General features: G+C 72.5%; 19 protein-coding genes and 5 pseudogenes. 17 read left to right on the forward strand and 7 right to left on the reverse strand.

Translation table 11 applies throughout. The features are described from left to right. Positions 1–8 precede the first annotated feature (8 nt). Complete coding sequence (locus AC38ZX_RS18455; protein WP_491295436.1) at positions 9–383, reverse strand: sterol carrier family protein; 375 nt, start codon at positions 381–383, stop codon at positions 9–11. Positions 384–594: 211 nt separating this feature from the next. On the opposite strand from AC38ZX_RS18455, the gene AC38ZX_RS18460 reads away from it, so the two are divergent. Together AC38ZX_RS18460 and AC38ZX_RS18465 are read left to right on the forward strand one after the other, a co-directional pair. Further along, a complete protein-coding gene (locus tag AC38ZX_RS18460) occupies positions 595–1,197 on the forward strand; it encodes a hypothetical protein (protein ID WP_426593243.1) in 603 nt (200 codons plus the stop codon). A 1-nt stretch (position 1,198) separates the two neighbouring features. Further along, complete coding sequence (locus AC38ZX_RS18465; RefSeq protein WP_491295437.1) at positions 1,199–2,098, forward strand: hypothetical protein; 900 nt, start codon at positions 1,199–1,201, stop codon at positions 2,096–2,098. On the opposite strand, the gene rsgA is transcribed toward AC38ZX_RS18465, so the two are convergent. Further along, positions 2,095–3,099, reverse strand: coding sequence for a ribosome small subunit-dependent GTPase A (rsgA, locus tag AC38ZX_RS18470; RefSeq protein WP_491295438.1), 1,005 nt, complete (start codon positions 3,097–3,099; stop codon positions 2,095–2,097). The two genes, AC38ZX_RS18465 and rsgA, sit on opposite strands and share 4 nt — an antisense overlap. 136 nt (positions 3,100–3,235) lie before the next feature. Continuing rightward, a pseudogene (gene purL / locus AC38ZX_RS18475) lies at positions 3,236–5,598 on the reverse strand (phosphoribosylformylglycinamidine synthase subunit PurL). A gap of 296 nt (positions 5,599–5,894) precedes the next feature. Between purL and AC38ZX_RS18480 the strand changes: the two are divergent. The 12 genes and pseudogenes from AC38ZX_RS18480 (at position 5,895) to AC38ZX_RS18535 (ending at position 16,956) form a co-directional block, all read left to right on the forward strand. Next, complete coding sequence (locus tag AC38ZX_RS18480) at positions 5,895–6,776, forward strand: hypothetical protein (RefSeq protein WP_491295439.1); 882 nt, start codon at positions 5,895–5,897, stop codon at positions 6,774–6,776. 10 nt (positions 6,777–6,786) lie between these two features. Then, a complete protein-coding gene (locus AC38ZX_RS18485; RefSeq protein WP_491295440.1) occupies positions 6,787–7,818 on the forward strand; it encodes a LacI family DNA-binding transcriptional regulator in 1,032 nt (343 codons plus the stop codon). A gap of 38 nt (positions 7,819–7,856) precedes the next feature. Continuing rightward, positions 7,857–9,122, forward strand: coding sequence for a sugar ABC transporter substrate-binding protein (locus AC38ZX_RS18490; RefSeq protein WP_426593249.1), 1,266 nt, complete (start codon positions 7,857–7,859; stop codon positions 9,120–9,122). A 436-nt stretch (positions 9,123–9,558) separates the two neighbouring features. Beyond that, complete coding sequence (locus tag AC38ZX_RS18495) at positions 9,559–10,191, forward strand: carbohydrate ABC transporter permease (protein ID WP_491295441.1); 633 nt, start codon at positions 9,559–9,561, stop codon at positions 10,189–10,191. Beyond that, on the forward strand, positions 10,188–11,072 hold the full coding sequence (locus tag AC38ZX_RS18500; RefSeq protein WP_426593251.1) for a carbohydrate ABC transporter permease: 885 nt from the start codon (positions 10,188–10,190) through the stop codon (positions 11,070–11,072). The genes AC38ZX_RS18495 and AC38ZX_RS18500 overlap by 4 nt, the downstream gene beginning before the upstream one ends. 14 nt (positions 11,073–11,086) lie before the next feature. Further along, positions 11,087–11,386: a hypothetical protein gene (locus AC38ZX_RS18505; RefSeq protein ID WP_491295442.1), complete on the forward strand. Its 300-nt coding sequence runs from the start codon at positions 11,087–11,089 to the stop codon at positions 11,384–11,386. A 34-nt stretch (positions 11,387–11,420) separates the two neighbouring features. Beyond that, a complete protein-coding gene (locus tag AC38ZX_RS18510; protein WP_491295443.1) occupies positions 11,421–12,218 on the forward strand; it encodes a hypothetical protein in 798 nt (265 codons plus the stop codon). Further along, entirely contained in the window at positions 12,208–12,618 is a 411-nt protein-coding gene (locus AC38ZX_RS18515; protein WP_491295444.1) for a glucoamylase family protein, read from the forward strand. Before AC38ZX_RS18510 ends, AC38ZX_RS18515 begins: the two co-directional genes overlap by 11 nt. Before the next feature lie 434 nt (positions 12,619–13,052). Beyond that, a pseudogene (locus tag AC38ZX_RS18520) lies at positions 13,053–15,933 on the forward strand (alpha-amylase family glycosyl hydrolase). An 18-nt stretch (positions 15,934–15,951) separates the two neighbouring features. Continuing rightward, positions 15,952–16,482: pseudogene (locus AC38ZX_RS18525) on the forward strand (hypothetical protein); the annotation flags it as partial. Further along, the gene (locus AC38ZX_RS18530; protein ID WP_491295445.1) at positions 16,482–16,649 is read left to right on the forward strand and encodes a DUF2599 domain-containing protein; all 168 of its coding nucleotides are present in this window, start codon (positions 16,482–16,484) and stop codon (positions 16,647–16,649) included. The pseudogene AC38ZX_RS18525 and the gene AC38ZX_RS18530, both read left to right, overlap by 1 nt. A 61-nt stretch (positions 16,650–16,710) precedes the next feature. Beyond that, positions 16,711–16,956, forward strand: coding sequence for a LapA family protein (locus AC38ZX_RS18535; protein WP_426593256.1), 246 nt, complete (start codon positions 16,711–16,713; stop codon positions 16,954–16,956). 46 nt (positions 16,957–17,002) lie between these two features. On the opposite strand, the pseudogene AC38ZX_RS18540 reads toward AC38ZX_RS18535, so the two are convergent. Together AC38ZX_RS18540 and AC38ZX_RS18545 are read right to left on the reverse strand one after the other, a co-directional pair. After that, positions 17,003–19,073: pseudogene (locus AC38ZX_RS18540) on the reverse strand (acyl-CoA dehydrogenase family protein). Then, entirely contained in the window at positions 19,070–19,858 is a 789-nt protein-coding gene (locus tag AC38ZX_RS18545; protein WP_426593258.1) for a TetR/AcrR family transcriptional regulator, read from the reverse strand. The pseudogene AC38ZX_RS18540 and the gene AC38ZX_RS18545 overlap by 4 nt, the downstream one beginning before the upstream one ends. Positions 19,859–19,951: 93 nt before the next feature. Between AC38ZX_RS18545 and AC38ZX_RS18550 the strand changes: the two genes are divergently transcribed. From AC38ZX_RS18550 to AC38ZX_RS18560, 3 genes and pseudogenes are all read left to right on the forward strand, one after another. Then, a complete protein-coding gene (locus AC38ZX_RS18550; RefSeq protein WP_426593259.1) occupies positions 19,952–21,259 on the forward strand; it encodes an acetyl-CoA C-acetyltransferase in 1,308 nt (435 codons plus the stop codon). Then, a pseudogene (locus AC38ZX_RS18555) lies at positions 21,259–22,595 on the forward strand (3-oxoacyl-ACP reductase). Before AC38ZX_RS18550 ends, AC38ZX_RS18555 begins: the two are co-directional and overlap by 1 nt. Then, entirely contained in the window at positions 22,592–23,458 is an 867-nt protein-coding gene (locus AC38ZX_RS18560; protein ID WP_426593261.1) for a MaoC/PaaZ C-terminal domain-containing protein, read from the forward strand. The pseudogene AC38ZX_RS18555 and the gene AC38ZX_RS18560 overlap by 4 nt, the downstream one beginning before the upstream one ends. Positions 23,459–23,620: 162 nt before the next feature. Here AC38ZX_RS18560 and AC38ZX_RS18565 read toward each other — a convergent pair whose 3' ends face one another. Both AC38ZX_RS18565 and AC38ZX_RS18570 read right to left on the reverse strand, forming a co-directional pair. Beyond that, the gene (locus tag AC38ZX_RS18565; protein ID WP_491295446.1) at positions 23,621–23,968 is read right to left on the reverse strand and encodes a DUF2568 domain-containing protein; all 348 of its coding nucleotides are present in this window, start codon (positions 23,966–23,968) and stop codon (positions 23,621–23,623) included. A 136-nt stretch (positions 23,969–24,104) separates the two neighbouring features. Beyond that, positions 24,105–25,499, reverse strand: coding sequence for an aminotransferase class V-fold PLP-dependent enzyme (locus AC38ZX_RS18570; RefSeq protein ID WP_491295447.1), 1,395 nt, complete (start codon positions 25,497–25,499; stop codon positions 24,105–24,107). Positions 25,500–25,510 lie beyond the last annotated feature (11 nt).

Below are 25,510 nucleotides of genomic sequence, written 5' to 3' on the forward strand. Positions count from 1 at the left end.
ATCCTAGGTCAGAACCGCGCGCGAGCCGCCTGCAGCGGAAGCCAGTCCCGGAGGTCGGCACGCTCGCCGGAGGCCCGGATCCGTCCGTCGGAGATCGCGTCGTCCCAGGTCAGCAGCCCCGTTGCCAGCTGCAACCAGGTCTGCGGATCGGTCTCGACGACGTTGGGCGGGGTGCCCCGGGTGTGACGAGGACCCTCGACGGCCTGCACAGCACCGTCCGGCGGCACGCGGACCTCGACGGCGTTCCCCGGCGCGACGTCGGCCAGCTCCTCGAGCGTGAACCGTACGGCGACCCGTCGCGACGCGACCTGCGTCGGCTCGGCTCGCCAGGCGGCCAGAGCGGCACGCCCGTCGGACGGATCGGTACGACGACGCGGCGGCACGGACCCATTCTCGCGCCTGACGGGCGCGTACACCGCGATCGGGGACAACGTTCCGCGCGCGTGGGGGGCCTCCAGGCGCGGGCCATGGTCGGTCTCGACCAGGAGCGCGAGCGACGCGTACGTCCTCGGCCGGGGGCGCGGAGGTATCTGAGGCCGCCGTCGGCGTACCTTTCGAGTGTCGCTCGCACCAGCGCCGGTCGGAGGTGACCCGATGGCACGACCGCTTCGACTCGCCGTCGCACTCGTCGCGGCGGCACTGTTGGCCGCATGCTCCGGCCCGGGAGGCGGTCCCCCGGTCTCGGAGCCCACGCAGGCCGTCAACGACGTCGCGCCGACCCGGGGCACGGGCGACCAGGAGGCACCACTGCCCCCAGGAGAGGCGCTGCCGGTGCTCACCACCGCGGTCGCCGGGACCGGTGCCGGCAACCTCGTCGCCCCGGACACGGTCTGCGTCTTCTGGAGCTGGGGCAGCGGCGACCTGCCTCAGCTCACGGACGGACTGACCTTCGCCGTCGACCACGCCGCGGTCGTGCCGCAGACCTGGACGGCGTCGCACGAGGCCTGCGGCGACAGCGGCGGCGGCACGCAGTGGTGCGACGGCGCCGAGATCACCGTCGACGCCTCGAGCTGCGTGATCGGCTTCGTGCGGTCCGGGGCGGCGGAGGCTCAGGCGCTCGTCGGCATGGTCGGGACGCTGACGTGCACCGCGCCGCTGTCCCAGGACGACTGCGCGACGCTGACCCAGCAGATCGACGACGCGCCCGACGTGTCCCCCGACCTCGACCTGGAGGCCGTGGCGGGCGGTGGCGGCTGACATGGCCTCGACCGAGGGCCGGAGCCTGCCGCAGTGGCTGTCCACCGCCACCCAGATCGCCGCGCCGATCACTCTGGTCAGCACGCTGCTGTTCTACTTCGGCTACGTCTACACCAAGTCGCAGTACGCGTACTTCGGGGTGGACGTCGACACGATCGGTCTGACCCCGCGCGACTACGTGATGCGCAGCCCGCAGCCGCTGCTGGTCCCGCTCCTGGTGCTCGTCGTGCTCGCCGTCGCGGCGGTCGCGCTGCACGGCCGGCTCGAGGTGCAGGCCGGTCAGGAGCGCGCCAAGGCCGACGGGGACGCGCACGTCCGTCGGGTCGCGCGCCGGTGGGTCGCGGGCAGCGGGGCGGTCCTCGGCGCAGGCCTGGTCCTGCTGCTCGCGTACGCGTGGTGGGGTGCGTGGCCGTACCTGTCGCTGGTGTCCGCGTGCCTGATCGGCGTCGGCGCGGGCGTCTGCGCGTCCGCCCTGCCGTTCGCGACGAGGAACGCGCCGGGGACGGTCGCCGGGCTCTGGGTCGTCGTGGTCGCCGCGGCGTTCTGGGCGGTGTCCATCACCGCGGACTGGTCGGGGCGCGGGCAGGCCGAGCAGGTCGCGCGCAACCTCGACCAGCTGCCCGCGGTCATCCTCGACAGCCCGGCCGACCTGCACCTGCGCAACACGGTGGCCGCCCCGGAGGACCTCTGCTGGCTCACCGGTGCTGCGCCCGACCCCGCCTGCGCCGCGCTCACCGACCAGCCGAGGTACCGCTACCGCGGCCTGCACCTGCTCGTGCAGGGGCCGTCGGCCATGTTCCTGGTGCCCAACGCCTGGTCGCCCAGCGCGACGACGCTCATGGTGCCCCGCACCACGGACGCGCGGCTGCAGTTCCAGTTCGTGAACACGAGCCCGTTCTAGGAGCGCGATCGCCCGGGACCGCGGACGCTGCGCTGGTAGTCCTTGGTGCTGCGCTTCCCGCGCTCCTTGTCCTGCGCGGCCAGGCGGGCGTCCGAGCGGCGCGCCTGGTAGGCGGCCTCCTTGGCCAGCCGGCGCCAGCTGTCGAACCGACGCTCGGTCAGCTCCCCGGTGGCGAGCGCGGCCTCGATCGCGCAGCCGGCGTCGCCGGTGTGGTGGCAGTCAGCGAACCGGCAACGGTCGGCCAGCTCCGCGACGTCGGCGAACGTGGTGCCGAGGGCGTCGGCGTCGGCGACCACGCCGACCCCGCGGATGCCGGGGGTGTCGATGAGCATCGCGCCGCCCGCCAGCGGGACGAGCTCGCGGTGCGTCGTCGTGTGCCGCCCCCGGCCGTCGTTCCGCTGCCCGCCCGTGTCCATGACGGTCCGGCCCGCGAGCGCGTTGACCAGCGTGGACTTGCCGGCACCCGACGGTCCGACGACGACCAGGGTGACGCCGTCCGCAAGGAGAGCCCGGATCGGATCGAGGCCCCGGCCCTCCCGGACGCTCACGGCGTGCACGTCGACTGCGAGGGCGACCGCAGCGACATCGTCGGCCATGCCGTCGGGGTCGGGGACGAGGTCGGCCTTGGTGAGGACGACCACCGGCCGGGCGCCCGACCGCCACGCCAGCGTGAGCATGCGCTCGATCCGGCCGAGGTCCGGATCGGGGTCCAGGTGCTCGGCGATCAGCACCACGTCGATGTTGGCGGCCAGCGCCTGCACGCGGCTCGTCGCGCCCGCAGTGTCGCGGACCAGGGCGGTGCGGCGTTCGTGGACCAGCGTCGCGTGGTCGCCGACGACGTCCACCCAGTCGCCGACCGTGGGCGCGACCCGGTCACCGGCGGCCGTGTCGACGAGCCCGTCGCGGTCGAGGACCACCCGCACCGGCTCGTCGGACCCGTCGGCGGGCAGCACGAGGACAGCGCCCTTGTCGGCGCGCACGACGCGTACGGGTTGCTGCACGCCTCGACGGTAGGAGCGGACGCATGCGCGAGCACGTGATTATGCGGATGGCGCCGGTCGAGAAGGCAGCTGTGCACGCCCGGTCGGTGCCAGGCGTGCACAGCTTCCTTCTCGACGACGGGCGCGGTCGGGCGCGTCAGCCGAAGTAGTGCGGGAGCGTTGCCTCGTGGGCGTCGCGGGCCTCCGAGAGCGGCAGCGTGAAGAGCCCCTGGACCTCGACGGCGGGGCCGTGCACGTGGTCGGACTCGTCGACCGGCGTGCCGGCGCCCGGGGAGCAGGACTCCGCGGTCTCGCCCAGGCGCAGGGCGGGGACGCCGCGCGCGGTGCAGAGGTCGACCAGGCGGACCTCCTCCGTGCGCGGCACCGCGACGAGCACGCGGGCGGTGGACTCGGAGAACAGGGCCTCGAAGGGTGTGACCCCGTCGCGGGCGCAGAGGCCGTCCAGCGAGACCTGGACGCCGACGCCGTAGCGGAGCGAGGACTCGACGAGGGCCTGGGCGAGGCCGCCCTCGGACAGGTCGTGGGCCGCGTCGACCAGCTCGTCGCGGCTGGCGTGGGTCAGGACGAACGCCAGACGTCGTTCGGCCGCGAGGTCGACCGCCGGCGGGAGGCCACCGAGGTGCCCGTGCACGACGTCGGCCCAGGCGGACCCGTCGAGCTCGGGGCGCGTGGTGCCGAGCAGGTAGACGGCCTGGCCGGGCTGCGTCCAGCCGGACGGGGTGGCGTCGGCGACGTCGTCCAGCACGCCGAGGACGCCGACGACGGGCGTCGGGTGGATCGCCGAGTCGATGAGGCCGGGCTCGCCGGTGCCGTTGTAGAGCGACACGTTGCCGCCGGTCACCGGCACCTCGAGGATCTGGCACGCGTCGGCCAGCCCGCGGATGGCCTCGACCAGCTGCCACATCGAGTCGGGGTGCTCCGGCGAACCGAAGTTGAGGCAGTCGGTCACGGCCAGGGGGCGGGCACCCGTCGTCGCGACGTTGCGGTACGCCTCCGCGAGGGCCAGCTGCGCGCCCGTGTACGGGTCGAGCTTGGCGTACCGGCCGTTGGCGTCGGTGGCGAGCGCGACGCCCAGCCCGGTCGTCTCGTCGACCCGGATGACCCCGGAGTCGTCGGGCTGCGCGAGCGCGGTGTTGCCCTGCACGAACCGGTCGTACTGGCTGGTCACCCAGGCCTTGGACGCGAGGTTCGGGCTGGCGAGCAGCCGCAGGACGGTCGCGCGGACCTCGTCGTTCGTCGTCGGCCTGGCCAGCGACCCGGTGGTGTCGGCGTTGAGACCGTCCTGCCAGGCCGGACGGGCGTACGGACGGTCGTAGACGGGCCCGTCGTGCGCGACGGACCGCGGTTCGACGTCGACGATGCGCTCACCGTGGTGGTCGATGGTCAGGCGCCCCGTGCCGGTGACCTCGCCGATCACGGCCGTCTCGACGTCCCACTTCGACGTGATCGCGAGGAACTCGTCGAGCTGGTCGGGGCGGACGACGGCCATCATCCGTTCCTGCGACTCCGACATGAGGATCTCGCCCGCGGTCAGCGTGGGGTCGCGCAGCAGCACGTTCTCGAGGTCGACGTGCATGCCGCCGTCGCCGTTGGAGGCCAGCTCGCTCGTCGCGCACGAGATGCCGGCGGCGCCCAGGTCCTGGATGCCCTCGACCACGCGCGCGGCGTAGAGCTCGAGGCAGCACTCGATGAGGACCTTCTCCATGAACGGGTCGCCCACCTGCACGGACGGGCGCTTGGAGGGCTTGGCGTCGTCGAACGTCTCGGACGCCAGGATCGACGCCCCGCCGATGCCGTCGCCGCCCGTCCGGGCCCCGAACAGGACGATCTTGTTGCCGGTGCCGGACGCGTTGGCCAGGTGGATGTCCTCATGCCGCAGCACGCCGAGGCACAGGGCGTTGACCAGCGGGTTGCCCTGGTAGGAGGCGTCGAACACGAGCTCGCCGCCGATGTTGGGCAGGCCGAGGGAGTTGCCGTAGCCGCCGACACCCGCGACGACGCCATGCACCACGCGGGCCGTGTCGGGGTGGTCGACCGCGCCGAACCGGGCTGGTCCATGACCGCGACCGGCCGTGCACCCATCGAGATGATGTCGCGCACGATGCCGCCGACGCCCGTGGCGGCGCCCTGGTACGGCTCGACGTACGACGGGTGGTTGTGCGACTCGACCTTGAACGTCACGGCCCAGCCGTCGCCGATGTCCACGACGCCCGCGTTCTCGCCGATGCCGACGAGCAGGTGCTCCTTCATGGCGTCGGTGGTCTTGTCCCCGAACTGGCGCAGGTGGTTCTTGCTCGACTTGTACGAGCAGTGCTCCGACCACATGACCGAGTACATGGCCAGCTCGGCGGCGGTGGGCCGACGACCGAGCAGGTCGCGGATGCGCTGGTACTCGTCGGGCTTCAGCCCCAGCTCGGCGAACGGCTGCGCGAGGTCCGGGGTCGCGGCGGCGTTCTCGACGGTGTCGGACACGTGGGCGTGGGTCGTGCTGGTGGCCATCTGATCCCTCGATCGGGGGCCGCGCGCGAGGCGGGCAGGGGGTCGGCAGACGACCCACAGCCTACCGGCGCCGCGAATCAACCCCGCGCGCGTCTCAGAGTCGCTACGGTCCGAGCATGTCGAGACGGCTGGTCAGCTCGTCTGTCGCCGCGCTCGCTGCGGTCGTCCTCTGGGTGCTGAGCGGGACGATGTCGCACGCCTGACGCGCCGTCGGCGGGCTCGCCCCGTTCGTCCCGTTCACGAGTGGCGCACTCCAGCCCGTCCGGTCCGAGACGACTGCCTGGCTCGTCGGCGTCGTGGTCCTGGCGGTGGTCGTGGGCGTGCTCGTCGTCCCGGTCACGCAGGACCGCACGGGCGGTTGGCCGGTGGTGCTGCTCGCCGTCTGGTTCGCCTCGGCCGCGGGCGCGGGGCTCGCGGCCCTCGCGGCGGTGGAGACCAGCACCCACCTCGGTGCCACGCGGCCCGGCGACCTGATCGGGACGGTGACCGCCGGTGCGTACTGGGGAGTCGTCTGGGGCTGGGCCGTCGGGCTCGCGGTCGTCCGGGTCCAGCGACGACCGCTGCGGACCGTGGCGCCCGTGACCGAGCGCGCCGCACGTCTGGCAGCCGCCACGGCCGCGCTCGTCGGCGGCCTCGGTTGGCTGGTCGCCGGCGCGCTGCGCTCCTGGGCCGACGGCTCGGTCGACCTGACCGACCAGGCCGCGGTCGCCGCTCACCAGGACGCGTCCCCGTGGATCGCGACGCTCCTCCCGGTGCCCGCCGGTTGGTGGGCTCGGCTGGTCACCGGCGACACGCCGCGGCTGTGGCTCGGGGCTGTCGTCGTCGCGCTCGTCCAGGGCGTGCTGGTGTACGTGGCGGCCCGGACGGTGCACCGGGCGCTCGGCCGCACGGCGTTCACGTTCGCCGTCTGGTTCGCGACCATCGCCGCAGCCGTCGTCGCCACGGGGGCGATGTACGTCGGCGCGGGCACGGCTGTCTCCAGGCACCTCGGTGGTGAGCTCGCTGATGCTGGTGGGCGGCCAGCTCGGCGTCCAGTACGGGTGGTTCGACGCCTTGCTCGCGCTGCTCGTGCTCGTCGCCGTGGACGGGCGGACGAGGGCGCCGCACGAGGTCGACGTCGACGCACCCGCCGCCGCATAGGAAGCGCTTCCGGTTGCGAGGCCCACCGGCCGGTGTGACGCTCGTCATGTGAAAGCGCTTCCTGTGACCGCCGACGACGGCGGCACGAGCCGTCGGACGGTGACGATCTACGACGTCGCCGAGCACGCCGGCGTCGCCATTGCGACTGTCTCCCGGGCTCTGCACGGGTCCGCGCCTGTGGCCACCGCGACCCGCGAGCGCGTGCTCGCCTCGGTCGCCGAGCTGGGCTTCCGACCGAGCCACGCGGGCACCTCGCTGGCCCAGCGACGCCACGCCGCCAACGGGATCGTCTTTCCCGACCTGTCCGGTCCGTACTACGCCGAGGTGCTGCTGGGGTACGAGGAGGCGGCGTCGCAACGCGGCCGCAGCGTCCTCGTGCTGGCCACCCGCGGCCGGGCCGACGCCGAGTCGGCGGTTCGGGACCTCGCCGGACGGGTGGACGGGCTGGTCCTGCTCGGCCGGACGGTCAGCGACGCGCTCGTCGCGGACCTCACGGCCGGCGGCCTGCCGGTGGTCCTCGTCGCGCGGCCCGGCGTCGTTGGCGCCGACGCGATCGGCACCGACGGGCACACGGCCGCCCGGTTGCTCGGCGAGCACCTGGCCACCCACCACCCCCGCCGCGTGGTGTTCGTCGGAACCCCCGAGGACTCGCCCGACGTGGTGGCGCGCTGGCGCGGGGTGCACGACGCGCTCGCGGAGCACGGCATCGACCTGACCGTGGCGCCCTGCCGACTCGACGAGAGCTCGGGCACGCGCGTCGCCACGGACCTGCTGGGGGGCACCCACGCTCCTGACGCTCTCGTCTGCGCCAACGACGAGATCGCGCTCGGGGCCATCGTCGCGGCGGAGGGGATCGGTCTGGCAGTGGGCCGGGACGTCGCGATCACGGGCTGGGACGACGTGATGGCCGCGCGCCACGCCCGTCCCGCCCTGACCACGGTCCGTCAGCCGATGCGCGCCCTCGGAGCGCTCGCCGCCGAGGCGCTCGACGAACGGATCACCGGAAGCCGCACGACCCTGCGGCACGAGTCGCTCGCCACCGACCTGGTGGTGCGCGACAGCTGCGGGCCCCACGCCTGACGGACCCCACAAGGATCCGTCCGGACACAGGAGGAACCATGAGAAGGACCACGCGCGTCAGCGTCGCCGCGATGGCCGTCAGCCTGCTCGCCCTGGCTGCCTGCGGTCGCAGCGACACCCCCGCAGGACAGGAGACCAGCGCCGCACCCGTCGCCTCGACGGACCTCAGCGGCACGGTCACGGTCTGGGCGATGGGCACCGAGGGTGAGGCCCTCGGTGACTTTTCGAAGGCCTTCACCGACAAGTACCCGAACGTGAAGATCGACGTCACGGCGATCCCTTGGGACGCCGCCCACGACAAGATCGCGACCGCGATCGCCGCCAAGCAGACGCCCGACGTGTCGATGATCGGGACCACGTGGATGGGTGAGTTCGCCTCGACCGGCGGTCTCGACCCGACACCAGACGTCGTGGACAAGTCGACATTCTTCGACGGCGCCTGGGGCTCGACGGTCGTGGGCGACGTGTCCTACGGCGTGCCGTGGTACGTCGAGACGCGCGTGCTCTACCTCGACACGGCCCTCGCCCAGAAGGCGAACGTCTCCCCGACCCCGGCCACCTGGGCCGACCTGACCGCCACGGCCAAGGGTCTGCAGAACGCCGGCGCGCAGTGGGGCATCAACCTGCAGCCCGGTCAGACCGGTGCCTGGCAGACGTTCCTGCCGTTCGCGTGGCAGGCCGGCGCCAACCTCATGAGCTCCGACGGCAAGCTGACCCTGGACACCCCGGAGATGGTCAAGGCGCTGACGTACTACCAGTCGTTCTTCACCGACAAGGTGGCCCCGACCGCATTGCCCGACGGCACGCTCGAGCCTGACTTCGTCGCCGGCAAGATCGGCTCGTTCATCTCCGGACCGTGGGAGATCGGCACCCTCAAGACCCTGGACGCCGGCGTCATGAGCAAGATCACGCTGGCTCCGCTGCCGGCCGACGTGAAGCCCGCGTCGTTCATCGGCGGCAGCGACCTCGCGGTGTTCAAGAACACCAAGAACCGCGACGCGTCCTGGGCCTTCGTGCAGTGGCTCAGCGACCCGAAGACGCAGGCCGCCTGGTACACGACGACGAGCGACCTGCCCGCCGTGCAGTCCGCCTGGACGCTGGGCACTCTCGCCACCGACCCGGCGCTCAAGGTATTCGGCGACCAGATGAAGAACGGCGTCGCCGCACCCGCGATCCCCACGTGGGAGCAGATCGCCGGCGTCATCGACACCGAGCTGGAGAAGGTCTGCAAGAGCGGCGAGGACCCGGCCCAGGCTGCCAAGAACATCCAGCAGCAGGCCGATCAGATCGGGACGGGGCTCTGACCCATGGCCGCGACCCTGACCTCAGGGGCCGGCACCCGTCCTCAGCGGGGTACGGCCGACCAGGCCGTCACACCGCTGCGGGTCCGCCGCTCCTCACCCCTGCGCCGACGGCGCAGCATCGCGGCCTGGGGCATGGCAGCACCGTTCGTGCTGCTGTTCCTGGTGTTCACCGCGTGGCCGGTTCTGTCGTCGCTCTTCATGAGCTTCACCGACATCAAGAGCCGTGACCTGCAGAACCCGTTCGCGGTCAACCTGGTCGGACTCAGCAACTTCACGACCGTCCTGGCCGACCCCACCTTCCACACCGCGGTGTTCAACACCCTCTACTTCGTGGTGGTCGGCGTCCCGCTGACCATGGGGATCTCGCTGGCGATCGCCGTGGCGCTCAACACGGGGATCACCAGGCTCGCGAAGCTTCTTCCGCATCGGCTACTACATGCCGGTGGTCACGTCGATCGTCGCCGTAGCCGTTGTGTGGCGGTTCCTCCTGCAGCCCGACAACGGACTGGTCAACGAGGTCCTCGGCTGGTTCGGCATCCAGGGACCCAACTGGCTCGGCAGCACCACGTGGGCCATGCCGTCGCTCATCGCGATGGCGGTGTGGCGCTCCATCGGCACCCTGATCGTCATCATGCTGGCCGGGCTGCAGTCCGTGCCCAAGGCCCTGCACGAGGCCGCTGCGCTGGACGGTGCGAACGCCTGGCAGCGGCTGACCCGGATCACCATCCCCACGCTGCGACCGACGCTGCTGTTCGCCGGCGTCATCACCGGCATCGGCTTCCTCCAGTTCTTCGAGGAGCCGTTCGTCATGACGCAGGGCGGCCCGCTCAACTCGACGCTGTCGGTCGCGTACCTGATCTACAACACGTTCGGGTTCGGCAACTACGGCGTCGCCGCGGCCATGAGCTACATCCTGTTCCTCGCCGTGGTCGTGATGACCGTCCTGCAGTTCCGGCTCCTGGGCGAGCGCAACGACGCCACCGGGCGCAAGCACCACTGGTGGCACAAGACGCCCGTCGCCGCCATGGCGGACGCGGACGCCCCGATCGTCACCGGAGGCATGCGATGACCACCATCGAGAAGCCCGTCGAGTCGACCAAGGCTCGCGGCACGGTCGGCTCGCACATCGGCGAACCGCAGGCCCGGCCCTGGCTGTACGTCGTCCTCGGCGTCGGCCTGGTCCTCGTCGTGACGCCGTTCGTCTGGATGTTCCTCGGCGCGTTCAAGTCCGAGGGCGAGCTGCGTGCCAACCCGCCGACGTGGTGGCCGCAGAGCCCGACGCTGGACAACTTCCACGAGCTGTTCACGCGGCTCGACTTCATGCAGTTCTTCACCAACTCGGTCGTCGTCGCCGTCACCGTCACGCTCGGCAACCTGGTGTTCTGCTCGATGCTGGGGTACGCGTTCGCCAAGATCGACTTCTGGGGGCGCACCTGGCTCTTCCGGCTGGTGCTGGCCACGTTGATGATCCCCGGGATGGTCACGCTGGTGCCGCTGTTCGTGCTGGTCAGCAACCTCGGCCTCGTCAACACCTACTGGGGACTGATCCTGCCGTTCCTCGCAGGACCGTTCGGTGTATTCCTGATGCGGCAGTTCATGCAGGGCATCCCCGACGAGCTGATCGACGCCGCCCGCGTGGACGGGGCCGGCGAGTTCCGGATCTTCCTACGGGTTGTCATGCCGCTGTGCAAGCCCGCCCTGGCGACGCTCGCGATCCTGACCTTCCTGGGCTCGTGGAACAACTTCCTGTGGCCGCTGGTCGTCTCCAGCACCGAGAACATGTACACGCTGCCTGTCGCGCTGGCGCTCTACAGCGTCGGCCAGAACTCGACCCACTACGGCCTGCTGCTGGCCGGATCAGTCGTGGTCGTGCTCCCCATCCTGATCGTCTTCTTCGCCCTGCAGCGCCACTTCGTCCAAGGGCTGGCGACCACCGGCCTGAAGTCCTGAGAGGACTCGACACCGTGAAGTTCCGTACCGCCGGCTCTGCCATGCTCGTTACCGCCGCTCTGGTGCTCTCAGGAGCACCCTCGGCCATCGCCCACGACAACAGACAGGACCAGAAGGACCTGCGTCGATGGGCCGCCGACACCTGGACCTCGTTCGTCGCGATGACCGACGAGAAGACGGGTCTGCCGGCCGACAACATCGACGGCTCCCTCGACCCCGCCACCCGCTCCGGCTACACCTCACCGACGAACATCGGCGCCTACATGTGGTCGACCGTGTCGGCCGAGGAGCTTCGGGATCATCAGCAAGCGTGAGGAGCGTCGGCGCCTCGCGCAGACGCTCACCACGATGAGCACCGTCGAGCGCCACCAGCCCAGCGGGATGTTCTACAACTGGTACGACGAGGCGACGGGCGCCAAGCTCACCGCGTTCCCCAACGGCGACCATGTGGACCCGTTCCTGTCGACGGTGGACAACGGCTGGTTCGCGGCTGCGCTCATGGTCGTCCGCACCGCGGAGCCGTCCCTGCGCCGTCAGGTGGACCGGCTGCTCGCGCCGATGAACTTCGGGGCGTTCTACGACGCGAACCAGTTCGGCGGCACCAAGCCGGGCATGATGCGGGGCGGCTTCTGGGCCGAGCCGCCAGCCGTGGCGACCGACCCGGGGACGGTCGCGGGGACACCCGTCTACTTCACCAAGAACCACTACGACATCACCGACTCCGAGCCGCGGATCTCCACCTACCTCGGCATCGTGCGCGGGCAGATCCCGCCGGCGGCCTACTTCGCCACCAACCGCACGTTCCCGGCCAGCTGCGACTGGTCGTGGCTGGAGCAGCGGCCCGTCGGCGTGACGCGGACCTACGAAGGTCAGCAGGTCTTCGAGGGAGCGTTCACCTACCGCGGCATGCACATCGTCCCGACGTGGGGCGGCGACATGTTCGAGGAGCTCATGCCGGACCTGCTGGTGCCCGAGTCGACATGGGCGCCGAAGAAGCTGGGGCGTCAACCACCCGCTCGCCGTGCGCGCCCAGATCGAGCACGGTCTGGACGAGGCGGGCTACGGGTACTGGGGCTTCTCCCCGGCCAGCGACCCCTTCGGCACGTACAACGTCTACGGCGTCGACGCGATCGGCATGAACCCTGACGGGTACCCGTCCGACCACGAGGCCACCAACGTGGACGCCGGCTACGACGGCTGCCGCCCGGCCACCAACCCGACACCGACGTTCGGCGACGGCGTCGTCACGCCGCACGCCTCGTTCCTCGCGCTGCCGTACGACCAGCGCGCGGCGATGGACAACCTCCGCAAGATCGAGACCACGCTGCACGCGTACGGCAAGGGCGGGTTCTACGACGCGGTCGCCGTCCGCTCGAACACGCAGGCCAAGCGGTACCTGTCCCTCGACCAGGGCATGGTGCTCGGCGCGATCGGCAACCTGCTCGGTCACGACGTGCTGCACCGCTCCTTCGGCACCCGGGACGTCGAGAAGGTCCTGCGGCCCCTGATCGGTCAGGAGGAGTTCGGTGCGGGGGTGATCAAGTGACCAGCGACGCACGCACCGACTGGGAGGCGCGGATCGGTCTGCCCTCGTCCGACGCCGTGGAGCACGAGATCCCCGTGCTGCCGGCCCCCACCGGCCTGCGCGCCGAACCCGGCGTCGGCCAGGTGACGCTGCACTGGGACCCGGTGCCCGGCGCGGTCGGGTACCAGGTGCTCCGGGGGTCCGACGACGGACTGCGCCCGCTCGACCACGCGGGCGGCGACGTCCTGGCGGTCCCCCACGGGCCGTACGCGGACACCACCGGCGCGCCCGGCGTCCCCTACCGGTACGCGGTGGCGACCGTCTCGGACGTGTCCGTCACCGGGCCGGCCGGGCCGGAGGTCGCCGCGACCTCCCTGGCGGGCGTCGCGTCGCCGGTGCGCGTGTCGGTCGCGGTCGACGAGGTCGTCGGCGAGCTGCCGCGGCCGTGGCGACCGATGATCGGGTCCGAGCACCTCAGCCTGCTGCTCAGCCCGGACACGGTCGGTGGGCAGTCGATCGCCGACGACCTGACCTCGGCGCTGCGCGCCGCGCACGACGAGCTGGGGGTCTCGACGGTCCGGGCGCACGCGATCCTGTGCGACGACCTCGGCGTCTACCGCGAGGTCGACGGGCAGCCGGTGCACGACTTCACCGGCGTGGACGCGGTGTACGACCGACTGCTCGGGCTCGGCCTGCGGCCGGTGGTCGAGCTGTCGTACATGCCGCGCGACCTGGCGTCGGACCCGCTGGTGACCGTGTTCGACTACGCGGCGATCGTCTCGCCGCCGCGCGACTGGGAGCGGTGGGCGTCGCTGGTCCGCCACCTGGTGCAGCACCTCGTCGACCGCTATGGCCTCGACGAGGTCCGCGAGCGCTGGTCGTTCGAGGTGTGGAACGAGCCGAACCTCGAAGTGTTCTGGAGCGGCACGCGCGAGGAGTTCTGGCTGCTCTACGACGTGACGGTCCGGGCGGTCCGATCCGTGGACGACGGGCTCGTCGTCGGCGGCCCCTCGACCGCCGCCGCGGGGTGGGTCGACGGGCTGCTCGACCACGTCGCGTCCTCGGGCGCCCCGGTCGACTTCGTCTCGACGCACACCTACGGCAACGCGCCGCTCGACCTGCGACCCACGCTCGAGCGCTACGGCCGGTCGGACGCGCAGATCTGGTGGACCGAGTGGGGTGTCACACCCACGCACTTCGGCAACGCCAACGACGGTGTCTTCTCGGCCGCGTTCCTCGCGCGCGGCATGCGGTCGGCGGCCGGCCGCATCGACGCCCTCTCCTACTGGGTGGTCTCCGACCAGTTCGAGGAGCTCGGCCGTCCGCCGCGGCTGCTGCACGGCGGGTTCGGGCTGCGCACCGTCGGGGAGCTGCGCAAGCCGCGCTGGTGGGCCCTGTACCTGCTGGAGCAGCTGGGTCGCGACGAGGTCGCGGCCACCGTCGACGGCGACGGCGCCGGCTCCCTGGTGGAGGCGTGGGCGTCGCGCGACGGGTCCGACCGGGTCGCCGTCGCCCTGTGGAACGGCACCCTCGACCAGAGCAAGGTCGACGGGTCGCAGCCGCTGGACCGCACGGTGGAAGCTGACGTTCGAGGGTCTCGACGAGGGCGCGTGGACCGTCCGCGAGCACCGCGTGGACGCGACGCACTCGAACATCGCGCGCATCTGGTCCGAGCTGGGTGCCGGCGCCGACTGGCCGTCCGACGAGCAGTGGGCGGCGCTGCGCGCGGCGGACCGTCTCGCGGTGCGGGAGCACCCCCTGGACGGAGCCGTCTCGGTCCGGCTGCCCAGCCCGAGCGTCGTGCTCGTCGAGGTGGTGCGAGTGGGATGACCCGTGGCTGGTGGCGGACGGCCGTCGTCTACCAGGTCTACGTCCGCTCGTTCGCGGACGGCGACGGGGACGGCATCGGCGACCTGCGGGGACTGGTCGAGCACCTCGACGCGCTCACCCGCCTCGGCGTCGACGCCCTCTGGCTCACCCCGATCTACCCGTCCCCGCAGGCCGACCACGGCTACGACGTCGCCGACCCGCGCGACGTCGACCCGCTGTTCGGCGACCTCGAGACGTTCGACCGGCTGGTCGACGAGGCGCACGCGCGCGGGCTGCGCGTGGTGCTGGACCTCGTCCCCGACCACGTCTCCGACCAGCACCCGTGGTTCCGGCAGGCGCTCGCCGACGGCCCTGGCGCGTCCTCCCGCGAGCGGTTCCACATGCTGCCGGGCGACCGCCCGCCCACCCGCTGGCGGTCCATGTTCGGCGGGTCGGCCTGGACGCGGCTGCCCGACGGCGACTGGTACCTGCACCTGTTCGCGCCCGAACAACCCGACCTCAACTGGGCACACCCGGACGTGCGGGCCGACGCCGAGGCGACGCTGCGGTTCTGGGTGGCGCGGGGCGTTGACGGCTTTCGGGTGGACGTCGCGGGCGGCCTCGCCAAGGACCCGTCCTACGCCGAGATCCGTCGCGACGCGCCCGTCCACCCGCACTGGGACCGGCCGGACGTGCACGAGATCTACCGGTCGTGGCGGAAGGTCCTGGACGACTGCGCGCCCGACGTCTACGCGGTCGCCGAGGCGTGGGGCCCGCCCGACCGCACCGCGGCCTTCGCCCGGTCCGACGAGCTCGGCCAGGTGTTCGCGTTCGAGCTTCCGCACGGCCTGGTCCGCCGCGGCCCTGCGCCGGACGATCCACGAGCAGCTGCTGGCCAACCGGTCCGTCGGTGCCGTGCCTGCGTGGGTCGTCGGCAACCACGACGTCGCACGAGCAGCGACCCGCCTGGGCGCCGACCGGTCGCTCGCGCTGCACCTGTTCCTGCTCGCCATGCCGGGCGCCTTCTACCTCTACGCAGGCGACGAGCTGGGCCTGCCGGACGTCGACGTCGCCCGGGAGGCGTGGCAGGACCCGCAGTCGCTGCGTTCGGGCGGCCGGCTGCCCAACCGCGACGGCGCCCGCATCCCGCTGCCCTGGACCTCCTCGGACCCCTCGTTCGGGTTCACCACCGGCACGCCGTGGCTGCCGATGCCGCCGTCGTTCGCGGCCCTCGCGCGCGACGTGCAGGAGCAGGACCCGGCGTCCCCGTGGTCCGTGCTGCACCACGCGCTGCGCGAGCGCCGACGGCTCTGGGTCCACGCGCCCGCCCTGGTCACCTGGCTGCCCGCGCCCCCGGGCATCCTGGTGGCGCAGCGCGGCACGTCGATCGTGGTGCTGAACGCCTCGTCGCGAGCCTGGCCGCTGCACCGGCTCGTCCCCACCGGGCACGGGCTCGTGGTGACGAGCACGCCGCACGCGGACCCGGACGTCGTCGAGCCGTCCTCGTGCGTCTGGCTGAGCGGGTGACGTTGCTACCGTCGGCGCATGCCGAGGTCACGCGTGGTCGTCGCGCTCGTCGCGGCGACCCTCGCCCTCGCGGCCTGCACGGGCCCGGCAGCGCCGACCCCGAGCCCGACGCACGCGGCCCCGACCCCAGCAGCGGTCGCGGTCACCAGCGGGCCCGCGACGATCACCGCCCAGCCTCTGGACCGCACGGCCGTCGCGACCGTGACGCCCGACGACGACGGGTCCGTCCGGCTCAGCGTCTCCGAGGGCGAGACGGTGCTGACTGCGCCGGCCGGCACCACGTTCCGGGCGCTCGAGGACGGGTCGGCGCTCGTCGAGGGTGCCGCGGGCGCGTTCGTCGCCGGGATCAGCACGGACGCGCCAGGCATCCGGCTCGAGCAGGATGGGCCTACCTCGGTCCGGCTCACCGGCACGGCACCCACGGGCGTGTGGGTCGCGAGCGTGGCCGTGCAGGGCGCCGTCTGGGGGCAGGCCGAGGGCGGCAGGTCGCTCGCCGTGACGCCGAGCGCCTGGGCCCGGGCGTGGTCGCAGGCGGCGAGCGTGGGCCTGTGGTCGCAGCTCGTCGCCCAGGATCCCGACGCGGACAGCCCGACCATGCGCGCCCAGCTCGGTCAGCGCCATCCGGCGCCCCCGAGAAGGCCACCTGGAACCTGGAGCCCTGGCGACCGGACGTCAGCGCGGTGGACATGATCGCGGCGCGTTGCAACCCGGAATGACCTCGTCAGGGCCACGAGGCGGAACAATCGGACGACCCGTCGTCTAGCGGAGGTCCGTCCGATGTCTCAGAACAGCACGCCCGCCGGCGACGGTGCCGTCGTCGCGTTCCTCAAGCGGCGTTGGCTCGCTCTCGTCATCCTCGTGGTGGTCATCGTCCTGATCGTCGCCAACCGGGATCCGGTGAGCTTCAACCTGGTGTTCACCTCGTTCGAGACCCCCGAGTGGGTGGTCATCCTGGTGACGTTCGTGCTCGGCGGCATCGCCGGCTGGATCGCCAAGACGCGCCGGGCCAACCGCAAGGCCTGACGCCGCAGGCGTCCGAACGGCAGCCTGTTCGGACGCCCGCGGGGCCTCAGCGGTGGTGCTTCTCCGGGACCGGGGCGTCGCCCGACGCACGCTGGGCCTCGTAGAACGCGCGCGCCTCGGTCTGGCGCGACTCCTCCGCGCCCGACGCGATCGGGGCGCGCAGGTGGGCCTGCTCGTACCCGAAGGCGTCGACGAGGCTCTGGGCGTGCGGCCGCAGCCGGGCCAGCAGCCGGTCGATGTACGACGTCACGGTGCGGGCCCGCCCGGTCGAGAGCCGACCGTTCAGCAGGTACCACGTCAGGTGGCGCTCGATCAGGGAGAGCCCGAACAGGTCGCGCACCCACGTGAGGATCTGCCGGGTGCTGGGGTCGGTGACCCGCTCGAGCGCCGCAGTGAACGACTCCCACTGCACCAGCTCGGCGTGCGCTCGCGCGGCCTCGACGAGCTCGTGCTGGTGCGCGTTGAACAGCGCGGCACCCTCGGCCGGCGTCGCCTTCTGGGCGGGCCGCAGGGCCTGCGCGACCTCGGCGACCATGGTCTCGACACGGTCGACGAGCAGCTCGCGCTGGGTCGTCGTCTCGCGCAGCTGACCGGCCGACCGACGGGGGTCGCCCACGTCGGCGATCGTCTGGACGGCCCGCACCAACGGCGTCCGGTACCGCGCGGCGTCGGCGGCCCGCTCGGCCACGACGCGGGCCACCTTGGTGGCGACGAGGTGCTTGAACGAGTGCGCGTAGTCAGCCAGGAGACGCTTCCCGACGAGCTGCAGCAGGACGGTGTTGTCGCCCTCGAACGTGGCATAGACGTCCATGTCGGCACGCAGCCCGGTGAGCCGGTTCTCGGCCAGGTACCCGGCGCCGCCGCACGCCTCGCGCGAGACCTGCAGCGTGGTGAGCGCGTGCCACGTGGACGTCGGCTTGAGCGCGGCGGCCAGCGTCTCCAGGTCCTCGCGCGACTGCGGGGTGTCGTTGCGGCCGGAGAACACGTCGTCGAACGCCGCGAGCAGGTCCTCGTGCGCGAAGCCGGCGGCGTACGTCTCGGCGAGCAGCGGCAGGAGGCGGCGCTGGTGCTCGGCGTAGTCGAGGATCACCACCTCCTCGGTGGGCGACGAGGACGCGAACTGGCGCCGCTGGTTGCCGTAGGTGATCGCGATCGTCAGGCCGAGCCGGGCGGCGACGACGGCCGCGCCGTCCAGCGAGACGCGCCCCTGCACGAGGGTGCCGAGCATGGTGAAGAACCGGCGTCCGGGGTTGTCGATCGGCGACTCGTAGACGCCCTCGGGGGTGACGTCGCCGTACCGGTTGAGCAGGTTGGTGCGCGGGACGCGCACGTGGTCGAACCAGAGCCGGCCGTTGTCGATGCCGTTCAGGCCGCCCTTGAGCCCGTCGTCCTCGCCACCGACGCCCGGCAGGAAGGCCATCGTGGCCTCGTCGCGGATGGGCACGTAGAGGGCGTGAACGCCGTGGTCCACGCCCTGGGTGACCAGCCGCGCGAACACGACCGCGGCCGTGCCGTGCTGACCGGCGTTGCCCAGGTAGTCCTTCCACGCGGCCCGGAACGGTGTGTGGAGGACGAACTCCTGCGTGGACCCGTCGTACGTCGCCGTCGTGCCGATCGCTGCGACGTCCGAACCGTGGCCGGTCTCCGTCATCGCGAACGCACCCGGGACCTTGATCGACAGGGCGTCGGCGAGGAACTCATCATGGTTGCGGTCGGTGCCCAGGTGGTAGATCGCCGAGGCGAACAACCCCCACTGCACACCCGACTTGATCTGCAGCGACGGGTCCGCGTGCGTCAGCTCCTCGAACCGCGCCAGGAAGCCGCCGTGGTCGCCGGCGCCGCCGAACCGCTCGGGGAACGAGCGGTGCACGTCACCCTCGGCCGCCAGCAACCGGGAGCTGGGCGAGCACGCGCTCACGGTGCTCGGGCACGGACTGCCCTTCGATCCGGTGGAACCGCTCGTCGGTCATCAGCCGGCGGGCCGCCAGCCGCAGCTCGGGGTAGTGGCCGAGCAGGACCTCGCTCAGATGGGCGATGTCGACGGAGACGTCGGCGTCCAGGCGGGGGTCGCCCGTGTCGTCCACCGGGGTCGAGGTGCGCTGCGTGGTGGTGCTCATGCTTCCTCCGTGCTCGTGCTGACGTCGGTGGGGCTTCCAGCGGTCTTTCGGTCTCGGGCCAGCAGGCCCACGGGTCCCGCCCACAACCAGGCGGCGACGTGGGCGGTGATCTCCTCGCGGTCGGGGGTGCCGGGCTCGTCACGGTGCGCCAGCCACCACTCCCCGGACCCGCGCACGAAGCCGACGGCGCCCGCGGCCCAGGACTCGGCGAGCGCGACGCGGGCGGTCAGGGCGGCGTCGTCGGCCGACGCGTCCTCCGGCCGGCGTGCCCTGCCGTTGTGCTCCTCGGTCAGCCCGCGCGCGAACGGCGCGGCGACCAGGGCGGTGACCGAGTCGAGGAAGTGCCCGAGCGGCCCGCCGGACTCCACCGACCCGTTGCGGGTGACGAACGCGTACACGTTGGGCGATGACTCGATCATCTCGAGGTAGACCGCGACCATCGCGCGCAGACCCTCCCGCGGCGTCGGCGCGACCCGCAGGACGCCCTCGAGCGCCCCCTGGATCTGCAGGACGACGGCCTCGGCGACGGCGATCTGCAGCCCGGTCTTGTCGGTGAAGTAGCGGTAGACGATCGACTTGGAGGTGCCCGCGTCGGCGGCGATCTCCTCCATGGAGACGTCCGGTCCGCGATGGTGGACCGTGCGGCGGGCCGTGCGCACCAGCTCCGCGCGCCGGGCCTCGCGATGGTCGGCCCAACGGGTCGAGCGGCCGTCGGGTTCCGACGGCTGCACGATGAGGGCGGTGAGGGTCGTCGACGTCGACGTACCCGGGGGGCTCGGGCTCACGAGACCGAAGGTATCAGGTACTGTGGGTTTCGGACACTGCGTCACATCAAGCCGGTTCGCTTCATCGACGAATGCGAGAGGAACGAGCCCCTCATGGCCCGTCGCACCACCACCCCCACCCCGCGCAACGCCTACGTGCTCGGAGGCAACCGCATCCCCTTCGCCCGCGCCGGCGGCCCCTACGCGCACGCCAGCAACCAGGACATGCTCACGGCCGCGCTCGACGGGCTGGTGGCGCGCTACGGGCTGCAGGGCGAACGGATCGGCGAGGTGGCGGCCGGTGCGGTCCTCAAGCACAGCCGCGACTTCAACCTCACGCGCGAGTCTGTGCTGGGCTCGGCGCTCTCCGCCGAGACGCCCGCGTACGACGTGCAGATGGCGTGCGCGACCGGGCTCGAGACCGTCGTGTCGCTCAGCAACAAGATCCGCCTCGGACAGCTCGAGTCGGCGATCGCGGGCGGCGTCGACACCACGTCGGACGCCCCGATCGCGGTGAGCGACCGGCTGCGGCGCCAGCTGCTCGACCTCTCGCACGCGAAGTCCGCCGCCCAGAAGCTCGCCGCCGTCGCCAAGATCCGCCCGAAGGACCTCGCGCCCTCCGCTCCCCGCACCGACGAGCCGCGCACGCACCTGTCGATGGGCGAGCACCAGGCGCTGACCACCGCGCAGTGGGGCATCTCGCAGGCGGCGCAGGACGAGGTCGCGCTGGCCAGCCACCAGAACCTGGCCGCGGCCTACGACGCCGGGTTCTTCGACGACCTGGTCACGCCCTTCCGCGGCCTGGCGCGCGACGCGAACCTGCGAGCGGACTCGTCCCTGGAGAAGCTGGCGTCGCTGAAGCCCGTCTTCGGCCTCGGGCTGGACACCCCGGCGACGATGACCGCGGGCAACTCGACCCCGCTGTCCGACGGTGCCTCGACGGTGCTGCTCGGCTCCGCGGACTGGGCATCCGCGCACGGTCTCGTCCCGCTCGCGTCCGTGGTCGACGCCGAGGCGGCCGCGGTCGACTTCGTGCACGGCGTCGACGGACTGCTCATGGCTCCTGTGTTCGCCGTGCCCCGGCTGCTCGCCCGCAACGGGCTGACCCTCGACGACTTCGACCTGGTCGAGATCCACGAGGCCTTCGCGTCGACCGTGCTGACGATCCTGGCGGCGTGGGAGTCGGAGTCGTTCGGCCGCGACCGCCTGGGGCTCGAGGGCGCCTTCGGCTCCGTGGACCGCGCGAAGCTCAACGTCCACGGCTCGTCGCTCGCCGCCGGGCACCCGTTCGCCGCGACGGGCGGTCGGATCGTCGCGACCGTCAGCAAGGAGCTCCACCGACGCGGACCCGGAACCCGGGCACTGGTGTCGGTCTGCGCCGCAGGGGGTCTGGGAATGACCGCGATCCTCGAGGCGGCCTGATGTCCGCCGACACGTACCTGAACCTGGTCAACGGCGGGTTCACGGGCAAGCTGGCCAAGCAAGCTGGGGCTCCCGCAGCCCACACCGCTGCGTCGCTTCCAGGAAGGCCAGGCGCTGCTCGACGGGCCGGTCCTGGTGATCGGCGACGACGAGCTCGCCCGGCTCCTGTCGGCCGACTGGGACCTCGACGTGCACCGGGTGGCGGCGCCCGACCTGCGGTACTCGGCCGTCGTGCTCGGGCTCACGTCACTGACCCACCCGTCGGAGCTGGCGGCTCCCGTCCTCGGAGCCGCCCGGCGTGCTCAAGAGGCTGGCGCGGGGCGGTCGCGTGTTCACGGTCTCCCGCGCCGCCACGTCCGACGACGCTCCGGCGGTCGCCGCGGCCCGGCAGGGCGTCGACGGGTTCCTGCGGTCGATCGCCAAGGAGCTGCGCGGCGGTGCGACCGCGAACGGGCTCGTGCTCGGGTCCGACGTCCCGGTCACCGCGCCCTCCGTCGTCGGTGCGCTGCGGTTCTTCCTGTCCACGCGGTCGGCGTTCGTGGACGGCCAGCTGCTGGAGGTCGACTCGTTGGCCGGGTCGCTCCCCGCGTCGTGGGACCGACCGTTGGCGGGTCGCGTCGCGGTGGTCACGGGGGCCGCCCGCGGCATCGGTGAGTCGATCGCGGACACACTCGCCCGGGACGGTGCGACCGTGGTCGTGGTCGACGTGCCCGCCGCCGGGGAGCACCTGGTGGTCGTCGCCAACCGCGTGCGGGGAACCGCGCTGCAGCTCGACGTGACGGCGCCGGACGCCGGGGCGCGCATCCTCGAGCACGCGCTCGCGCGGCACGGACGGCTCGACATCGTCGTGCACAACGCCGGCATCACGCGCGACAAGCTGCTGGCCAACATGACGCCGGAGAAGTGGGACTCGGTGCTGGCCGTCAACATCGCGTCCCAGCTGGCGATCAACGAGGCGCTGCTGACGTCCGGCGACTTCACCGACGCCCCGCGGATCGTCTCCCTCGCATCGACCTCCGGCATCGCCGGCAACCGCGGGCAGGCCAACTACGCGGCGTCCAAGGGTGGCGTGATCGGCATGGTCCGCGCGACCGCGCCGCTGCTGGAGGTGTTCGGGGGTACCGCGAACGCCGTCGCGCCCGGGTTCATCGAGACCGAGATGACCGCGCGCATCCCGGCCGTCACCCGGCAGGTCGCGCGCCGGCTGAACTCCCTGCAGCAGGGCGGGCTGCCCGTCGACGTCGCCGAGACGGTCGCGTTCCTGGCCTCCCCGGCGGCCGGCGGGATCGTGGGACGCGTGCTGCGGGTGTGCGGGCAGAACCTGGTCGGCCGGTGACGGTCGTCGTCCTGCCCGGCGTGCCCGGGCTCGGCGGACTGTACGTGCGCGGCGCGGCCTCGTCGGGACGGCTGGCTCTGTCCCGACGACGGGGCCGGGCACCGGCCGAGCTGCCGGCCGTCGAGTACGTCGTGCGCGGCGTCCAGGCGTCCGCCGACCACCTGACCGCGTACCAGCACCTGCTCGGCGAGTCCGCGAGCGACGCCCTGCCGGCCGGGTTCGTGCACGTGCTCGCGTTCCCCGTCGCGACGGCCCTCATGGCGCGCTCCGACTTCCCGCTGCCGGTGGCCGGCCTGATCCACCTGTCGAACCACGTCACGCAGACCCGGCCCGTGACACTCGTCGACCGGCTCGACCTCCACGCGTCCGCGACGAACCTGCGCGGGCACCGCACGGGCACCCAGGTCGACCTCGTGACGACCGTGTCGGTCGACGACGAGATCGTCTGGCGGGGCGTGTCCACCTATCTCGCGCGCGGCCTGTTCCTGGCGGGCGACGCCGCGGACGAGCGGACGTCCTTCGAGCCGCCGACGCCGACCGGCAGGTGGGTGCTCGCCGCCGACACCGGCCGCCGCTACGCCGCCGTCTCCGGCGACCGCAACCCGATCCATGTGTCGTCACTGGCCGCCCGCGCGTTCGGGTTCCCCCGCGCGATCGCCCACGGCCTGTACACGGCGTCGCGTGCGCTCGCGGCCGTCGGAGCCGCCCGCGGAGACGCGTTCGACTGGTCGGTGACCTTCCTCAGACCCGTGCTGCTGCCGTCCACGGTCGACGTCCGGATCGCACCGTCGGACGTCGGCTTCTCGTTCGCGGCCTGGAGCAGCGCCCCGCACCTGACGGGCTCGGTCACGCCGCACGCCTGATCGGCCGACGAACGGCCGTCGGGTCTCGGATCCCGCCGGCCGCCCGCCTTGATGACCATCTTCGTCCAGACACCGCCCACCCGCAGGCCGGCGACGACACCCCGTCCGGACAGGCGTCGCGCGCGTTCGCACGGCCGGGCGGTGGCGCGGGCGCAGCGGGCGTCAGGACGCGCGGACCGCCGTGAAGACGGCCGCGCCGATCACGGCGAACGGGACGACGACGAACGCCGAGATGCCCGCGAGCAGCGCGACGACCGTGGTGAGCACGAACAGCCCGGTCGCCACGACGGCCCGAACGGTGCCGGGGAGGCGGTGCGTCGAGAGCGGGGCCATCCAGCGGCTCCACACCGCGACGGCGACCGCCACGAACACGACCGCGAGGACCAACGACAGCAGCGTGCTGCTGCCGAGCCGCCACCCAGCCACGGCCAGCAAGGCGACCATCACCACCTCGACGAGAAACGCGACCACACCGAGCACGCCGACCTGCTCCTGGCTCCTGTCTTGCACCCAGTCATCCTCTCCCGGTCCCAGTGGCGAGAACGGCACTTTGGCGCGAGAACGGCACTCTGAACTGCCGTTCTCGCGACGAACTGCCGGTCTCGGCGGACGGCCCGGGCCGGGGGCCGGGCCGAGCCGTCGGCGGTCAGTCGTCCAGGGCTGGGCCGCAGGCGGCTGCGGCCGTCGCGGCCAGGTGGTCCAGGCCGTGCACCTCGACCAGCGGGCGTGTGTCGTCGACCACCGACCAGCAGCCGTCGACGATCTCGTAGCCGGAGCGCGGGCCGTCGGCCAGGTACTCCGTCAGGGCCGTGAGGAGCCGGTCGACGGCCTCGCTCGTCGTGCCGACGCCCACCGACGCGCGGATCGCCCCGTCGGACGCCCCGAGGTGCGCGAGCAGCGGGTGCGCGCAGAAGCGGCCGTCGCGGACGCCGATGCCGTGCTCGGCGGACAGGTACGCGGCGACGAGGCCGGGGTTGTGTCCCGGGACGGTGAACGTCAGGACGCCGACGGGCGGGGCCGAGTCGGGCCAGATCCGCGCGATCTCCACGCCGTCGATGGCGCTCAGACCGGCGACCAGCCGCGCGCGCAGGGCGTCCTCGTGGGCGTGCAGCGCACCCGCAGGCAGGGCTGCGAGCTGGTCGCAGGCCTCCGCGAGCGCGATGGCGCCGATCACGTTGGGCGAGCCGGCCTCGTGCCGAGCCGGGGCCGGCTGCCAGATCGTGCGATCGGTCCGCACGTCGCGCACCGCACCTCCCCCTGCGAGGTACGGCGAGCCCGTGTCGAGCCAGTCGCGACGACCGACGAGCGCGCCGGCCCCGAACGGCGCGTAGGTCTTGTGCCCCGAGAACGCGATGTAGTCGGCGTCCGACGACGTCAACGAGAACCCGCGGTGCGGCACCAGCTGGGCGCCGTCGATCGCGACGCGCGTGCCCTCGGCGTGCGCGAGGGCGATGACCTCGTCCAGGGGCAGCGACTCGCCGGTGACGTTGGAGGCGCCCGTGACGGTCAGGAGGGCGTAGTGCTGGCGCGCGAGTCGTCGCGAAGTCTTGCTCAGGGTCTCCGCGACGGTGCCGGCGATCGGCAGGATCGTGGTCTGGTGACCGTGACCGGGCGCGGAGTGCACCCAGGGCAGCAGGTTGGCGTGGTGCTCGATGTCGAGGACGAGCACCCGGCCGCCGGTCGGGACCACGCCCGCCAGCAGGTTGAGCGAGTCGGTGGTGTTGCGGGTGATGATGGCGACGTCGTCGGGACGCGCGTCCACGAAGCGGGCGATCGTCTGGCGGGCCGACTCGTACAACGCGGTGGACACCTGCGAGAGGTAGCCGGCGCCGCGGTGCACGGACGCGTACAGCGGCAGCACCTCGGTGACGCGGGCGGCGACGGCCTCGAGCGCGGGCGCGCTGGCGGCGTAGTCCAGGTTGGCGTAGACGACCTGCGAGCCGTCGACGAGGGGCACCGTGGTGTTGCCGCCGACGACGGGGAGCAGGGCGCTCACCGCATCGACGTCCGCACAGGAGAGGCGCTCGGCAGTTGCGGTCATGATGGTCCTCC

It is taken from the genome of Cellulomonas sp. McL0606 (assembly GCF_058248365.1).

What these genes read in the sequence shown, in the direction of transcription:
- AC38ZX_RS18535 (WP_426593256.1), top strand. Translation starts at nt 16,711, where the DNA reads ATGTCTCAGAACAGCACGCCCGCCGGCGACGGTGCCGTCGTCGCGTTC.
- AC38ZX_RS18570 (WP_491295447.1), bottom strand. Translation starts at nt 25,499, where the DNA reads ATGACCGCAACTGCCGAGCGCCTCTCCTGTGCGGACGTCGATGCGGTG.
- AC38ZX_RS18515 (WP_491295444.1), top strand. Translation starts at nt 12,208, where the DNA reads ATGAACCCTGACGGGTACCCGTCCGACCACGAGGCCACCAACGTGGAC.
- AC38ZX_RS18500 (WP_426593251.1), top strand. Translation starts at nt 10,188, where the DNA reads ATGACCACCATCGAGAAGCCCGTCGAGTCGACCAAGGCTCGCGGCACG.
- AC38ZX_RS18460 (WP_426593243.1), top strand. Translation starts at nt 595, where the DNA reads ATGGCACGACCGCTTCGACTCGCCGTCGCACTCGTCGCGGCGGCACTG.
- AC38ZX_RS18510 (WP_491295443.1), top strand. Translation starts at nt 11,421, where the DNA reads ATGAGCACCGTCGAGCGCCACCAGCCCAGCGGGATGTTCTACAACTGG.
- AC38ZX_RS18550 (WP_426593259.1), top strand. Translation starts at nt 19,952, where the DNA reads ATGGCCCGTCGCACCACCACCCCCACCCCGCGCAACGCCTACGTGCTC.
- AC38ZX_RS18465 (WP_491295437.1), top strand. Translation starts at nt 1,199, where the DNA reads ATGGCCTCGACCGAGGGCCGGAGCCTGCCGCAGTGGCTGTCCACCGCC.
- AC38ZX_RS18490 (WP_426593249.1), top strand. Translation starts at nt 7,857, where the DNA reads ATGAGAAGGACCACGCGCGTCAGCGTCGCCGCGATGGCCGTCAGCCTG.
- AC38ZX_RS18495 (WP_491295441.1), top strand. Translation starts at nt 9,559, where the DNA reads ATGCCGGTGGTCACGTCGATCGTCGCCGTAGCCGTTGTGTGGCGGTTC.